We start from the raw sequence: 14,591 nt of genomic DNA, 5'->3' as shown, positions 1-14,591 counted from the left end.
GTATTCGACGGTCATCCCGGCCAGGGTGCGGCTCTGCTGGAATTCCCAGCGCTGCACGTTGCACATCACCTGGAACAGCGGGTTGTACGCCGCGCTGCGGGGTGGTTGCAGGGCCTCCACCAGATGGTCGAACGGCAGGTCCTGATGGGACTGGCCTTCGATCACGGTGTGGCGCACCTGCTCGAACAGTTCGGCGACACTCATCTGCCCGCTGAGCTGGCAACGCAGCACCTGGGTGTTGAGAAACGCGCCGATCAGCCCTTCACTTTCAGGGCGAATACGGTTGGCCACCGGGGCGCCGATGCGCAGGTCGGTCTGGCCGCTGTAGCGGTAGAGCAGCACCGCCAGGGTGGCGGTCATGGTCATGAACAGCGTCAGGCCGCGCTCGGCGTTGAACGCGCGTACGCGGGCGGCCAGGTCATCACTCAGGTCGAAGCGGTACAGCTCGCCCCGGTGGCTTTGCACCGGTGGTCGCGGGCGGTCGCCGGGCAGCTCCAGCAACGGATGTTCGTGGCCCAGTTGCGTGGTCCAGTAATCCAGCTGGCGTTGGCGCTCGCCGCTTTCCAGCCACTGGCGTTGCCATACGCTGTAGTCGAGGTACTGCACCGGCAACGGCGCCAGCGGCGAGTCGCGTTCGTCGATAAAGGCTTCGTAGAGGGCGCCGAGCTCACGGGCAAAAATGTCCATGGCCCAGCCTTCGGTGACGATGTGGTGCAGGGTCAGCACCAGGTAGTGTTCCTGCTCCCCGGCCTTGACCAGGCAGGCGCGCAACAGCGGCCCGGTTTCCAGGTTGAACGGCGTATGGGCTTCATGATCGGCCAATCGCTGTAGGCGCTGCTCACGCTCGGCTGGGCTCAGCGCCGAACTATCCTGCCAATCCATGCGCAGGCCGGTCTGCGGCGAGACCTGCTGATACGCCACCCCGTCGACACTCGGGAATGTGGTGCGCAGGGTTTCGTGACGCATGATCAGGGCCTGCAAGGCGGCCTCGAACCGCCCCACATCCAGCACACCGCGCAGGCGCGCCATGCCGCCGACGTTGTAGGCAGGGCTGTCCGGCTCCAGCTGCCAGAGGAACCACATGCGTTGCTGGGAATACGACAGCGGCACGCGCTGGCGGCGGTCAACCTGGGCAATGGCGGTTTGCTGGTTGCGCTGGCCGGACGCTTGAATCAGCTCGACTTGCGCGGCAAAAGCGCCCAGTTCGCTGGCTTCGAACAAGGTCCGCAGCGGCAGCTCGACGTCACAGGCCTGGCGGGTGCGGGAGATGATTTGCGTGGCCAGCAACGAGTGGCCGCCCAACACGAAAAAGTCATCGCGCAGGCCGATGCGCGGCTGGCCAAGCACTTCGCGCCAGATCGCTGCAATCTGCTGCTGCAACGCTGTTCGCGGCTCGACGTGTTCACGCACGTGCCACACCGGCTCGGGCAGTGCACGCCGGTCCAGTTTGCCGCTGGGGCTCAAGGGCATGGCCTCCAGGCGCATCAGCAAGGCGGGCACCATGTACTCCGGCAGCTCGGCGGCCACGGCGGTTTTAACCGCCTGTTCGTCCAGCTCGGTGCTGGCGGTGTAGTAACCGATCAGCTGCAGGTCACGCACCAGCACCACGGCTTGGGAGATGCCCGGCATGGCAAGCAGGCGCGCTTCGATTTCTTCCGGTTCCATACGGAAACCGCGCAGTTTGACTTGCTGATCGAGGCGGCCAAGGTATTCGATTACGTAGTCGGCGTTCCAGCGTGCGCGGTCACCGGTGCGGTACAGGCGTGTGCCGGCTTCGCCCAGCGGGTCGGCGACAAAACGCTCGGCCGTCAGCCCGGCGCGGCCAAGGTAACCCCGGGCCAGGCCGATGCCTGCGATGCACAACTCACCCGGCACGCCCGCGGGCAATGGGTTGAGCTGTTCGTCCAGAATGCGGCAGATCACATTGCCCAGCGGCCGGCCAATCGGCGAGCGCTCGCCATCTTCGGCCTGGCAGTGCCAGTGGGTGACGTTGATCGCGGTTTCGGTCGGGCCATAACGGTTGTGCAACTGCACCGCCGGCAATTGCGCCAACACGCGATTGCGCAACTCGGCGGACAAGGCTTCGCCACCCGAAAACACACGACGCAGGCTGGTGCATTCGGCCACCCGCGGCTCATCAATGAACAGCTGCAACAGCGGCGGCACAAAGTGCAGCGTGGTCACGCCGTGCTCCTGCACCAATTGCGCGATGCGGTGCGGGTCGCGATGCTCGCCCGGGCCCGCCAGCACCAGCTGGCAACCGCTGATCAATGGCCAGAAGCACTCCCAGACCGACACGTCAAAACTGATCGGCGCCTTTTGCATCAGCACATCGGTCGGGTTCAGTTGATAAGTGGCTTGCATCCACTGCAGGCGCTCGGCCAGGGCCGCATGGGTATTGCCCACGCCCTTGGGCTGGCCGGTGGAGCCGGAGGTGTAGATCACGTAGGCGAGGTTGTCGCCATTCAAATGCAGGCCCGGGGCCTGGGTCGGCCAGCTGTCCAGGTGCAGGCTGTCCATCGCAATCACGCAGACGCCTTCCGCCACCGGCAATTGCTCCAGCAACGCGGTCTGGGTCAACAGCAGGTGCACGCCGCTGTCCTTGAGCATGTAGGCGAGGCGCTCGGTGGGGTAATCCGGGTCCAGCGGCACATAGGCGCCGCCGGCCTTGATGATCGCCAGCAGGCCGATCAACAGCTGCGGCGAACGCTCGGCGGCAATCGCTACGCACACGTCGGGGCCGACGCCTTTGTCGCGCAGGTAATGGGCCAGGCGGTTGGCCTGGGTGTGCAGTTGGGCGAAGGTCAGGCTGCCGTCCTGCCAGACCAGCGCGGTGTTGTCGGTGGTGTGGTGGTTGAGCAGTTCGGGCAACCATTGCTGTGCGGGCGCGCACGGCGCTTCGCTGCACGACTGTTGTTCGTCGGCCTGCATCAGCTTCAGGTCGCCGATGGCCTGCTCGGGCTGTGCGCACACGGCCTGCAACAGGTTGATGAAATGCTCGGCCAGGCGCTGGACGGTCAAGGCGTCGAACAGTTCGTCGGCGTAGTCGAACGACAGGCTCAAGCGCCCGTTACGGTCTTCTTCGCTGTGCAGTTGCAGGTCGAACTTGGCTTCGCGGCTGTGCCACGGCAACTCATCGGCGAGCATGCCCGGCAGGCGGCGCAAGGCGCTCAGGTCGCGCTGCTGGTGGTTGAACATGACCTGGAACAGGCCTTGTTCACGGGCTTGCGGGAAGGCTTCGAGCAACTGCTCGAACGGCAGGTCCTGATGGGCCTGGGCACCCAACGCGGCCTCGCGGGTGGCGGCCAACAGTGCATTGAAAGGCAAGCGCCCATCCAGTTCGGTGCGCAGTACCAGCGTGTTGATGAAGAACCCTATCAGGCCTTGGGTTTCCTGGCGTGGGCGGTTGGCGTTGGGGACGCCGATGCGGATATCGCGCTGGCCGCTGTAGCGGTACAACAGCGTCTGGAACGTTGCCAGCAACAGCATGAACGGCGTGGACTCATGGGCCTGGGCAGTCTGGCGAATCGCTTCGCCGAGGTCGGCGCCCAGCCGCACGCTGTGACGCGAGGCGCTGCGCCGATGCTGCGCCGAACGCGGGTGATCAGTCGCCAGGTTCAGGGTCGGGTGTTCCTCGCCCAAGTGCGCCTTCCAGTACGCCAGTTGTCGCTGGCCTTCGCCTTCAGCCAGCCACTGGCGCTGCCAACTGCCGTAGTCGGCGTATTGCAGAGCCAACGGTGGCAGTTTCAGGGCTTGCCCCTGCGCGGCGGCGGCATACAGGCGCGAGAACTCATCGATGAGGACAGTCAGCGACCAGCCGTCGGCAATGATGTGGTGCAGCGTCACCAGCAACTGGTGGTCTTCATCATCCAGACGCACAAGCGTGACCCACAGCAGCGGGCCCTGCTCCAGGTCGAACTGGGTGCGCGCTTCGTCTTCACGGATCTGTTGCGCACGCGCTTCGCGCTCGGCAACGGGCAAGTCACTGAGGTCAATGACTTGCAGCTCGAACGCGCGGGTGGCCTCCACACGCTGGAAGGCCTCGCCGTCGCGCTCGTAAAAGCGCGTGCGCAGGGCTTCGTGGCGCTCGATCAACTGCTGGAAGCTGGCGCGCACGGCGTCTTCGTCCAGCTCGCCACGCAAACGCAGGGCGCCGGGGATTGTGTAGGCGCTGCTCTGCGGGTCGAGTTGCCAGGTGATCCACAGGCGGTTTTGTGCCAGGGATTGCGGCAGTTCGTGCTGACGCGACAAGGCCTGAATCGCGCCTTGGGCCACGCCGCCGTCCTGCTGCAATTGCGCGACATTCGCGGCAAAGGCCGCGAGGCTCGGCGCTTCGAACAGCATGCGCAGGTTCAGCTCCAGGCCCAGGGTCTCGCGCAGACGCGCAACCACTTGGGTGGCGCTGATGGAGTTGCCGCCGAGCAGGAAGAAGTGGTCATCGGCGGCCACGGTTGCCACCTGCAACTGCTCGCACCAGATCGCCGCGATCTGGTGTTGCAGTTCGGATTCAAGCGCCACGTCGCCCGCCTGCACTTGCAGATCGGGGAATTGCGCATAGCTGTCGAGGCTGCCATCGGCATGACGAATCGCGCAGGCCGCGCGCTGCACCTTGCCGCTGGAGGTCTTCGGCAAGGCGCCGGGGTTGAGCAACACCACCACGCTCGGGGCTTCCTGGCAGGCCTCGGCCACGGCTTGGCGGATGGCTTTGATCAGCGCGTCAGGCGGCAGGATTTTCTGCACGCTGCGGCTGATTTCCGCGGCGATGCCGATGCCTTCCAGGCCCTGGTCATGCACGGCAAACGCCGCGACCCGGCCCTTGCGCACCCCTTCCACTTCACGCTCGATGGTCTGCTCGATGTCCTGGGGGTAGAGGTTGTGCCCGCGCACGATCAGCAGGTCTTTCAGGCGACCGGTGATGTACACCTCGCCGTCGCGGATAAACCCCAGGTCGCCGGTGCGCAGCCAGGTGCGGCCCGCGTGCTGGACGAAGGTCTTGGCGGTGGCTTCAGGGTTGCGCCAGTAACCGTGGGCGATGCTCGGGCCGCTGGCCCAGAGCTCGCCGACGTTGTTGTCGGCAAGCTCCGTGAGCGTGTGCGGGTCGGCAATCAGCACCGCGTGCGCAGGCTGGCCGCTGCCACAGCTCATGATCGCACTGCCCTGCCCCGGCTCGGCGCGGTTGGCGGCCAACGCCTGTTCGTCCACGCGCAAGGCCGGGATGCCGCGACCACGGGTGCCACCGGCCACAAACAAGGTCGCCTCGGCCAACCCGTAGGAGGCGAAGAAGTTGTTCGGGGTGAAACCACAGGCCGCAAACTTCTCGGCGAAGCGCTCCAGGGTGTCCAGCCGAATCGGCTCGGAGCCCGAATAGGCCACGCGCCATTTGCTCAAATCCAGCCGCTCCAAGGCCGACTCACTGACCCGCTCACTGCACAGCCGGTAGGCGAAATCCGGGCCGCCGCTGATGGTGCCGCCGTATTCGCTGATCGCTTCAAGCCAGCGCAATGGCCGGCCGAGGAAGTACGCCGGCGACATCAACACGCACGGCACGCCGCTGAAAATCGGTTGCAGCAAGCCGCCGATCAGGCCCATGTCGTGGTACAGCGGCAACCAGCTGACGATCACGTCGCCAGGGTTGAGGTCGATGCCAAACCCCCGGCGGATCAGCACTTCGTTGGCCACCAGGTTGCCGTGGCTGACTTGCACGCCCTTGGGCAATGCGGTGGAACCGGAGGTGTATTGCAAAAAAGCGATGTCGTCAGGCTGCAGCTCGGGGCCGACCCAATTGCCTGAACCCTCGGCGCTCAAGGTGTCGACGCTTAACACGCGCGGGGCGTTTTCGATCTGGGCGAGGCCATCGGCCAGGCTGGCGATGGTCAGCAACAGGCGCGGCTCGGCATCGGCGATGATCGACAGCAAACGTTCCTGGTGATGACGGCGGGTGGACTCCGGCGGGTAAGCCGGCACCGCGATCACCCCGGCATACAGGCACCCAAAAAACGCCGCGACGTAATCCGGGCCGCTGGGGAACAACAACACCGCACGGTCGCCCAACGCCGCGTTGGCCAGCAAGGCGGCGGCAATGCTGCGCGCGCGTTGGTCCAGGTCACGATAACTGAGCACAACGTTGTGCTCGGCGGAGTCGGCGAGGAAGCGCAGGGCGACCTGGTCCGGGGTCTGCGCAGCGCGACGTTGAAGGGAGTGGGCCAGGGTGCGGGGAAGTTCGAAGGCGTCCATCATGGGGTTCCTGCCTGAAATCGGCTTACGGGAAATTCGGGAATAAGTGAGCGCTCAACTGGCGACCAGGCGCCGCGCCGCGTCAACGCGCCAGCGCGCCAGGTGTTCGTCGGCATAGCGACGCAGGCAACGCAGCACAGCGCTTTCGTGTTGCACGAGGAAGAAGTGGTGGCCGTCGAACATGTCCAGGGAAAAGCCACTCGCGGCGTCGGCCTGCCAGTCGAGCAACTGGTCGGCGCGCACGCTGTCCTGCTTGCCGCCGAACACGTGGATCGGCATGCCCAATGGCTCGCGCTCGCCATAGGTGAAACTGCCGCACAGCAGAAAATCGGCGCGCAGGATCGGCAGCATCAACTGCATCAATTCAGGGTTGGCGAGGGCTTCTTCGGCGGTGCCTTGCAGCTCACGCAGACGGGCGATGAGTTGCGCGTCGGTCTTTTCAACGGCGTATTCGCTGACATCACGGCACGCCGGGCCAGCGGTGCCGGAGGCAAATAACGCCAATGGTGCGGGCGCGCCACGTTCACGCAAGGCGTGCACCAGTTCGAACGCCAACAGGCCACCGAGGCTGTGACCGAACAAGGCGTACGGGCCATTCAAGTCCTGGCTGATTTCAGCGGCCAACTGCGCGGCCAGGGCCTTGATGTCGCGCTGCAGCGGTTCGTCCATGCGCATGCCGCGCCCCGGCAACTCCAGTGGGCAGACCTGCAACCAGTCAGGCAAAGCCCGGCGCCAGCGCGAATACACCATGGCGCTGGCCCCTGAGTAGGGCAGGCAAAACAGGCGCAACCGGGTCGGCGTACTCATCGGGTGAGAACTCCAGACTGAAACACGCTGCGTGCACGATAAAAACCCATTTCGCCCTCCTGCGGGTGCTGATCCTTGGCCGCTTTGGGAACGGTCCTGTCACCCATGAGAACGGACGGAGGCGCCAAATAATTAGTCGCCGGGACGAGCGAGGCAGGGATTACACCGCACAGGAAAGCATAAGATTAGTTCGTCTTCTCATTTGACAATCATTATCATTCAGCCTAATTTGTTGCCCGATGTGTAGGAGGCCTCAGCAAGGACGCCCTCTCCCAACCTCTTTGGCAACAAGGTGAATTCCATGACGGAACAAGTATCCACAGGCAGGTGCGACTCACCCCTTCTCCAGGCATTCGTCGACAATCGGCTGATATTGGTGAAGATCGCGGCACGCATTACCGGCTGTCGCTCCCGCGCCGAAGACGTGGTGCAGGACGCCTACTTCCGATTGCAATCGGCGCCGACGATCACGTCATCGTTCAAGGCCCAGCTCAGCTATCTGTTCCAGATCGTGCGCAACCTGGCGATCGACCACTATCGCAAGCAGGCCCTGGAGCTCAAATACTCCGGGACGGAGGAGGAAGGCTTGAATGTGGTCATTCACGGCGCTTCACCGGAAACCTCGCACATCAACTTCAGCACCCTGGAAAACATCGCCGACGCGCTGACGGAGCTGCCCCAGCGCACCCGCTACGCGTTCGAGATGTACCGCCTGCACGGCGTGCCGCAAAAAGACATCGCCAAGGAACTGGGCGTGTCGCCGACCCTGGTAAACTTCATGATTCGTGATGCGCTGGTGCATTGCCGCAAGGTGTCGGGCAGCCATACTGATACGTTTGCGCGGCGGGTCTGAGCACAACGCCGATCAGAAAAATGTGGGCGCTGGCTTGCCTGGAGCCAGCTTGTGTGGGAGCTGGCTTGCCTGCGATAGCATCACCTCGGTCTAACTGAAAAACCGTGGCGTCTGCATCGCAGGCAAGCCAGCTCCCACTTGAGTTCACACTAACCCACAGCGCTCAAAAAACCGCTCCCGCCCCAGAATCATCAACGCCGCGCGCTTGTGCGGAAAGTCGAACTCTTTCTCGCAGTGAAAGCACTGGTTGTGCATGTGGCCGATCATCTTCGCGTTGTCTGCGCGCGGCTCTGCCACCACGCGCTGGGTGCGCGGGTCGTCGAGGAACAGGTAGTGCACCAGCGCCGAGAGCCAGCTCGCAACCTTGTGCGGCCCGCGGTGATGCTCCTCGCCCACCAGCATGTGAATGCCACGGTCATAATCGCCCGCCGCGTAGAACGGCGCGATGCGGTCTTCCTTGGCCCAATAGGCTTCGAAGTAAGCGAAAGGCTCGTCGTCGAAACAGCCGATCAGCGTCAGTGTGTGCGGGTCGGCATCGAGCTTGTCGAGGTATTCGCGGTGCTGTTCGAGGCTGCCGCTTTCCTGCCAGAAACTCGCCACGCGGGTGCTGTTCTGCCAGCGGTTGAAGCGCGCCAGGTCCACGTCGATCTCAACCGTACGCAAGGAAATCCAGGCGCCCAGGCGCGCATCGAAACGACGGTAGACTTCACCGCGCGGCTTGGGCGCGCGCGCCGGATGGCGTTTGCCGGCACTGATGATCATCTGCTGCGGGTAGCTGCCGCTGGGCGATTGGCCCAGCCAGGGCTGGGGCAATTGCCAGAACAGCGTGCGTTCGCAGCGAAACTGCCCGGCCACCTCGGTCGCCACCAGCAGCCCGCTGCGCAGCGCGTCCTCAGGTGCATGTTCAAGGTGCCAGACCACACGCTGGCGCGCCGGCTCCTTGACGAATAACCAATAACAGGCGCTCCACAAGGCGCGGGCGGGCGCGACGCTGTTGGCTTCCTGCAAATGCACGTGCAACTCATCGCCACGCTCAAGGCGCAGTCGAATCAGCGGCTGCCCCTCAAGGGTCAGGCTCAGGCGGGTGTCGGTTTCATCGGCGTTCAGGGCAGGCCCGGCCGGCAACGGCAGGACAGACAAATCATTCAGATTGGACATGGTGGCGGCTCACGGTATTCGTCGGCAGATAGCACTAGGGACGTGAGCAGCGCACAAAAATTTAGCCGGTCATGGGGTCGAGGAAACCGCCGTGACGTCAATGCGATAGGGTTCGAAGATTTTCAGCATCTGGCCGTTGTCCCGCAGGCCCTTGAGCAACCCGGCAAACGCCGCGCCACTGATGGGTGCCTTTGGCCGCAGCAAGGCGTAGTGGTGATAGATCTGGTCGATGCGTTCCGAGACCAGGAACTGCCCGGCCATGTCCGCGTTGCGCACCATGAAATCACTCAGGTACGAGCGGGTGACCAAGGCGATGTCGGCGCGCCCGCGGGCAACCATCAGCAGGTTGCTGTCATGGGAATAGGTCAACGTGGCGTTGAAATGTTCGGCCATGTACTTGGGGTCGGGGTTGAAGTGCGCAAACGCGTAGTGATAGCCGCTGAACACCGCCAGGCGCTTGCCGGCAAGGTCGGCGAAATAGCGTTGATCGCGGCCAGGCTCACGCTGGGCGACGAAGATTTCGGCGTCTTCCAGGCCCATGTCGACACTGATGTGGGGGATATCCTGCCAGCCCCAGTTGGGGTTTTCGAAGATCGCCATGTCGACCCTGCCCTGCTCGAAATCGCGAAAACGGCGCGGAATGGAGGTGGGCACCAGCACAAACTGGTAGTCGGTTTGCGCAGCGTTCAGGGCCTCGACCAGTTGCGGCAGCAGGCCGGTGTCGGCCCCTTGCTCGGGGCGCACGGTGTAGGGCGGAAAATGCGCGGCGCCAATCCTCACCAGTTGTGCAGCCGAAGCCGGCATCCACCCTGCAGTGCCCAGTGCCCATAAAGTTAGTCCTGCAGCCAGCCGCCATGGCGAAAACATCAAGGCACACACCGTTTAATACATCGATGGCGATAAGCTAGGCGTTTTTGTCAGTCGAGACAACTTTTGCCATCAAATTAGTGGCTTGCGCCTCAATCGGGCTTGAGCACCATCAGCAGGGCTTCTTCGGCCAGTTGTTCCAGGGTCAGGCTGCCTTCGGCGCGAAACCAGGTGGTGGTCCACGACAATGCGCCCGTCAGGAAGCGCCGGGTTATAAACACATCGCCCTTGATGTACCCGGCAGCCTTGGCCTCACCCAACACCTGCAGCCAGATCTGTTCATACACATCACGCAGCGCCAGCACCTGGGCCTGACCGTCGGCCGACAGCGAGCGCCATTCGTACACCAGCACCGCCATCGCCTCGCCACTGCCGCCCATGATCGACTGCAATTCGCAGCGAATCAGCGCCAGCACACGCTCACGCACGTTGGTCGCTTCTTGCAGCGACGCGCGCATCATCGCGGTGTTGTAGTGGATGGTTTCCTCCATCACCGCCCGCAGGATCTCGTCCTTGCTCTTGAAGTGATGAAAGATGCTGCCGGACTGAATGCCCACGGCGCTGGCCAAGTCACGCACCGTAGTGCGCTCAAACCCCTTGTTGCGAAACAGGTGGGCCGCGGTTTGCAGCAACTTGCCCCGCGCACTGTCGGGGTCGGTCAACTGGCCGCCGTCGACCATGGTGCGCATCACCCGCAGGGCTTTTTGCTCATCCATGCCTCTCTCCCTACACTTCTGCTGACGTCTTGGGCGGCAATTTAGGCCGTGGCCGCCAACCAAGCAAGCGCTTGGGCAAAAACCTGTGTCGAATGTTTACAAACCAAGCGCTTGCTTGGTAGTCTCGACACCAGCCATTCGAGGAAGGATTTCTCATGAGCAAGACGGTTCGTATCGGTTGCGCCAGCGCCTTCTGGGGCGACACCTGCACCGCCGCCGCCCAACTGGTGCACGGTGGCGCGCTGGATTACCTGGTGTTCGATTACCTGGCGGAAGTCACGATGTCGATCCTCGCCGGTGCGCGGATGAAAGACCCTCAGGCCGGCTACGCCACGGACTTCGTCGAGGTCCTGACGCCGCTGCTCGCGGACATCCAGGCTCAAGGTATCCGCGTGATCAGCAACGCCGGCGGCATCCACCCACGCGCCTGCGCCGCCGCCCTGCAAGCGGCCTGCGACAAGGCCCAGGTGCCGCTGAAAATCGCCGTGCTGCTGGGCGACGACCTGCAACCTCACCTCAAGCACCTGTCGGGCATTACCGACATGTTCAACGGTGCGCCGCTGCCGCCCGTGTGCGTCTCCGCCAACGCCTACCTCGGCGCACCCGGCATTGCCCAAGCGCTGGCATTGGGTGCGGACATTGTCATCACCGGCCGCGTGGTCGACAGCGCAGTGGTCAGCGCCGCGCTGGTGCATGAATTCAACTGGTCCTGGCACGACTACGACCGCCTCGCGCAAGCCGCGCTCGCTGGGCACATCATCGAGTGCGGCGCTCAGTGCACCGGCGGCAACTTCACCGATTGGCGTGACGTGCCGGACTACGAACACATCGGTTTCCCCATCGTCGAAGTCAGCGCCGACGGCCAGTTCACCGTCAACAAAGTCGACGGCACGGGCGGGCTGATCAGCGAACTCAGCGTCGCCGAACAGCTGCTGTACGAAATCGGCGACCCGCGCGCGTACTTGCTGCCGGACGTGATCTGCGATTTCAGCCAGGTCAACGTGCAACAACAAGGCAAAAACTGTGTGCGACTGCACGGTGCCAAAGGCTTGCCGCCCACCGACCAGTACAAAGTCAGCGCCACTTACCCGGACGGCTTCCGTTGCACCGCCAGTTGCCTGATCGCCGGCATTGATGCGGTCGAAAAAGCCGAGCGCGTCAGCCAGGCCATCATCCACAAGACCTCGGAACTGTTCAGCCAACGCGGCTGGGCGCCTTACACCGAAGTGAACATTGAACTGCTCGGCAGCGAAGCCACCTACGGCGCCCACGCCAGGCGCCAGGACAGCCGCGAAGTGGTGGTGAAACTCGCGGTGCGTCATCCGAGCAAGCAGGCCTTGGTGCTGTTTGCCCGCGAGATTGCCCAGGCGGCCACCGGCATGGCACCGGGGCTGACGGGGATCGTCGGCGGGCGGCCGACGGTGTACCCGTTGATCCGGCTGTTTTCGTTTCTGATCGACAAATCCGCGTGTGAGCTGGTGATCGGCTACCAGGCCGAACGCCACATTTGTGCGTTGCCCATAACCGATGCGCTGGCCATGCCCGCCGCTCCGATGGATCCGCCCAAGCCCCAAGGCCGCGCCGACGCCAGTGTGCCCCTGGTAAAACTAGCCGTGGCGCGCTCCGGCGACAAGGGCAACCACAGCAATATCGGCGTGATTGCGCGTGACCCCGAATACCTGCCGTGGATCGCCGAAGTGCTGACGCCGGAAGTGATCGTCGACTGGCTGAGCCACGTGCTCGACCCCATTCACGGCCGCGTCGAACGCTGGTATTTGCCGGGCAGCCACAGCCTGAATTTCCTGCTGGAAAACGCACTGGGCGGTGGCGGCATCGCCAGCCTGCGCATTGACCCGCAAGGCAAGGCCTTCGCCCAGCAACTGCTGGAAATCCCCATCGCCGTGCCGCAACACATTGCCGACCAACTCACCTAAAGGACCGTTGCCGTGGCCTTCGACTCGATCTTCAAAGCCGACCTGTTCCAGGGGCAGACCGTGATTGTCACCGGTGGCGGCAGCGGCATTGGCCGTTGCACCGCGCATGAGTTGGCGGCCCTCGGCGCCCACGTGATTCTGGTGGGGCGCAAGCCGGAAAAACTGCAAAAGGTCGCGGCGGAAATTGCCGAAGACGGCGGCACCGCGCATTGGCAGGCCTGCGATATTCGCGATGAAGAAGCCGTGAAAGCGCTGGTCACGCAGGTCCTGCACGAGCACGGGCCTATTCATGGGCTGGTGAACAATGCGGGCGGCCAATACCCGTCGCCACTGGCGTCGATCAATCAAAAGGGCTTTGAAACCGTGCTGCGTACCAACCTGGTCGGCGGTTTCCTGATGGCCCGCGAAGTGTTCAACCAATCGATGAGCAAGCACGGTGGCGCCATCGTCAACATGCTCGCCGACATGTGGGGCGGTATGCCCGGCATGGGCCATTCGGGCGCCGCGCGCGCCGGCATGGACAATTTCACCAAGACCGCCGCTTTCGAATGGGGCTGCGCCGGTGTGCGGGTCAACGCCGTAGCGCCGGGCTGGATTGCTTCCAGCGGGATGGACACCTACGAAGGCGCGTTCAAGGCGGTGATCCCGACGCTGCGCGAACACGTGCCGCTCAAGCGCATCGGCACCGAGTCGGAAGTCAGCGCGGCGATTGTGTTCCTGCTCAGCCCCGCCGCCGCGTTCATCAGCGGCAGCACCCTGCGCATCGACGGCGCCGCCAGCCTGGGCAGCCGTGCCTGGCCGCTGCAAAAGACGCAATCGCCGAGTGAACCCTTCAACGGTTTCCACCGTGCGTACCTGCCCGACGTGCTCAAGGCGGAGCAATAACCCATGCCGGTGATTGAAACGCTGATCGACGCCCACAGCCCTCAATTCGCCCAGAACCGCGAAGCGATGCTGGCCGCCATCGCCCACCTGCGCCAGTTGGAATTGAACCTGCTGAGCAAGGCGCACGAAGCCAAACCCACGTTCGACAAGCGCGGCCAACTGCTGCCGCGCGAGCGCCTCAACCTGCTGCTCGACCCCGGCGCGCCGTTTCTGGAACTGGCCAGCCTGGCCGGCTACAAGCTCCACGACGACAAAGACGGCAGCGCCGCCGGTGGCGGCTTGATCGCCGGCATCGGCTATGTCAGCGGCGTGCGCATGCTGGTGGTGGCCAATAACAGCGCGATCAAGGGCGGGACCATTTCCCCTTCCGGCTTGAAGAAATCCCTGCGCCTGCAGCAGATCGCCATGGAGAACAAACTGCCGGTGGTGACCCTCGCCGAAAGCGGTGGCGCCAACCTCAATTACGCGGCGGAGATTTTCGTCGAAGGCGCGCGCAGCTTTGCCAACCAGGCGCGCATGTCGGCCATGGGGTTGCCGCAGATCACCGTCGTGCACGGCTCGGCCACCGCCGGCGGCGCCTATCAGCCAGGGTTGTCGGATTATGTGGTGGTGGTGCGTGGCAAGGCCAAGCTGTTCCTGGCCGGCCCGCCGCTGCTCAAGGCGGCCACCGGCGAAGTCGCGACGGATGAAGCACTGGGCGGCGCCGAGATGCACGCACAAACCGCCGGCACCGCCGAATACCTGGCGGAAAACGACGCCGACGGCGTGCGCATCGTGCGCGAGATTGTCAGCCTGTTGCCGTGGGATGACCGCATGCCGCACAGGCCCAAACGCGACTACGTCGAACCGCTGTACCCTATCGACGAGTTGCTGGGACTGATCCCCGACGACCCGAAAAAGCCCTACGACGTGCGCGAAATTCTGGCCCGGTTGGCGGACGGCTCGCACTTCCTGGCGTTCAAGGGCGAGTTCGACGCCCACACCGTCTGCGGCCACCTGCACATCCAGGGCCGCGCCGTCGGGGTGATCGGCAATAACGGGCCCATCACCCCCAAAGGCGCGAGCAAGGCCGCGCAGTTTATCCAGCTGTGCGACCAGAGCCGTACGCCACTGCTGTTTTTGCACAACACCACCGGC

General features: G+C 63.9%; 9 protein-coding genes. 4 read left to right on the top strand and 5 right to left on the bottom strand.

The window, feature by feature from the left end:
* Together WBB95_RS22690 and WBB95_RS22685 are read right to left on the bottom strand one after the other, a co-directional pair.
* Positions 1 to 6,237 (bottom strand): amino acid adenylation domain-containing protein (locus WBB95_RS22690; protein ID WP_424489611.1); only part of this gene is annotated, 6,237 nt, incomplete at its 3' end.
* A 51-nt stretch (positions 6,238 to 6,288) separates the two neighbouring features.
* Complete coding sequence (locus tag WBB95_RS22685) at positions 6,289 to 7,041, bottom strand: thioesterase II family protein (RefSeq protein WP_424489610.1); 753 nt, start codon at positions 7,039 to 7,041, stop codon at positions 6,289 to 6,291.
* A 301-nt stretch (positions 7,042 to 7,342) separates the two neighbouring features.
* On the opposite strand from WBB95_RS22685, the gene WBB95_RS22680 reads away from it, so the two are divergent.
* Entirely contained in the window at positions 7,343 to 7,894 is a 552-nt protein-coding gene (locus WBB95_RS22680; protein WP_424489609.1) for an RNA polymerase factor sigma-70, read from the top strand.
* A 144-nt stretch (positions 7,895 to 8,038) separates the two neighbouring features.
* Here WBB95_RS22680 and WBB95_RS22675 read toward each other — a convergent pair whose 3' ends face one another.
* From WBB95_RS22675 to WBB95_RS22665, 3 genes are all read right to left on the bottom strand, one after another.
* The gene (locus WBB95_RS22675; RefSeq protein ID WP_424489608.1) at positions 8,039 to 9,052 is read right to left on the bottom strand and encodes a GNAT family N-acetyltransferase; all 1,014 of its coding nucleotides are present in this window, start codon (positions 9,050 to 9,052) and stop codon (positions 8,039 to 8,041) included.
* A 69-nt stretch (positions 9,053 to 9,121) separates the two neighbouring features.
* Positions 9,122 to 9,919 (bottom strand): substrate-binding periplasmic protein, encoded by a 798-nt coding sequence (locus WBB95_RS22670; protein ID WP_424489607.1) that lies wholly within the window; start codon positions 9,917 to 9,919, stop codon positions 9,122 to 9,124.
* 92 nt (positions 9,920 to 10,011) lie between these two features.
* Positions 10,012 to 10,635, bottom strand: coding sequence for a TetR/AcrR family transcriptional regulator (locus tag WBB95_RS22665; protein WP_424489606.1), 624 nt, complete (start codon positions 10,633 to 10,635; stop codon positions 10,012 to 10,014).
* A gap of 155 nt (positions 10,636 to 10,790) precedes the next feature.
* On the opposite strand from WBB95_RS22665, the gene WBB95_RS22660 reads away from it, so the two are divergent.
* The 3 genes from WBB95_RS22660 to WBB95_RS22650 all read left to right on the top strand — a co-directional run.
* The gene (locus WBB95_RS22660) at positions 10,791 to 12,569 is read left to right on the top strand and encodes an acyclic terpene utilization AtuA family protein (protein ID WP_424489605.1); all 1,779 of its coding nucleotides are present in this window, start codon (positions 10,791 to 10,793) and stop codon (positions 12,567 to 12,569) included.
* A gap of 12 nt (positions 12,570 to 12,581) precedes the next feature.
* The gene (locus WBB95_RS22655; RefSeq protein ID WP_424489604.1) at positions 12,582 to 13,454 is read left to right on the top strand and encodes an SDR family oxidoreductase; all 873 of its coding nucleotides are present in this window, start codon (positions 12,582 to 12,584) and stop codon (positions 13,452 to 13,454) included.
* A 3-nt stretch (positions 13,455 to 13,457) separates the two neighbouring features.
* Positions 13,458 to 14,591, top strand: a 1,134-nt coding sequence (locus WBB95_RS22650) for an acyl-CoA carboxylase subunit beta (RefSeq protein WP_424489603.1), incomplete at its 3' end; no start/stop codon positions are given.

This window comes from Pseudomonas sp., assembly GCF_049645325.1.
Taxonomy (GTDB): Bacteria; Pseudomonadota; Gammaproteobacteria; order Pseudomonadales; family Pseudomonadaceae; genus Aquipseudomonas.
The sequence above is the reverse complement of the archived record's forward strand: the minus strand, read 5'-3'. Positions and strand labels throughout refer to the sequence as shown.

Excerpts from the sequence above, each read along its gene's own strand:
- WBB95_RS22680 (WP_424489609.1), top strand. The coding sequence starts at position 7,343 with ATGACGGAACAAGTATCCACAGGCAGGTGCGACTCACCCCTTCTCCAG.
- WBB95_RS22660 (WP_424489605.1), top strand. The coding sequence starts at position 10,791 with ATGAGCAAGACGGTTCGTATCGGTTGCGCCAGCGCCTTCTGGGGCGAC.
- WBB95_RS22675 (WP_424489608.1), bottom strand. The coding sequence starts at position 9,052 with ATGTCCAATCTGAATGATTTGTCTGTCCTGCCGTTGCCGGCCGGGCCT.
- WBB95_RS22665 (WP_424489606.1), bottom strand. The coding sequence starts at position 10,635 with ATGGATGAGCAAAAAGCCCTGCGGGTGATGCGCACCATGGTCGACGGC.
- WBB95_RS22670 (WP_424489607.1), bottom strand. The coding sequence starts at position 9,919 with ATGTTTTCGCCATGGCGGCTGGCTGCAGGACTAACTTTATGGGCACTG.
- WBB95_RS22685 (WP_424489610.1), bottom strand. The coding sequence starts at position 7,041 with ATGAGTACGCCGACCCGGTTGCGCCTGTTTTGCCTGCCCTACTCAGGG.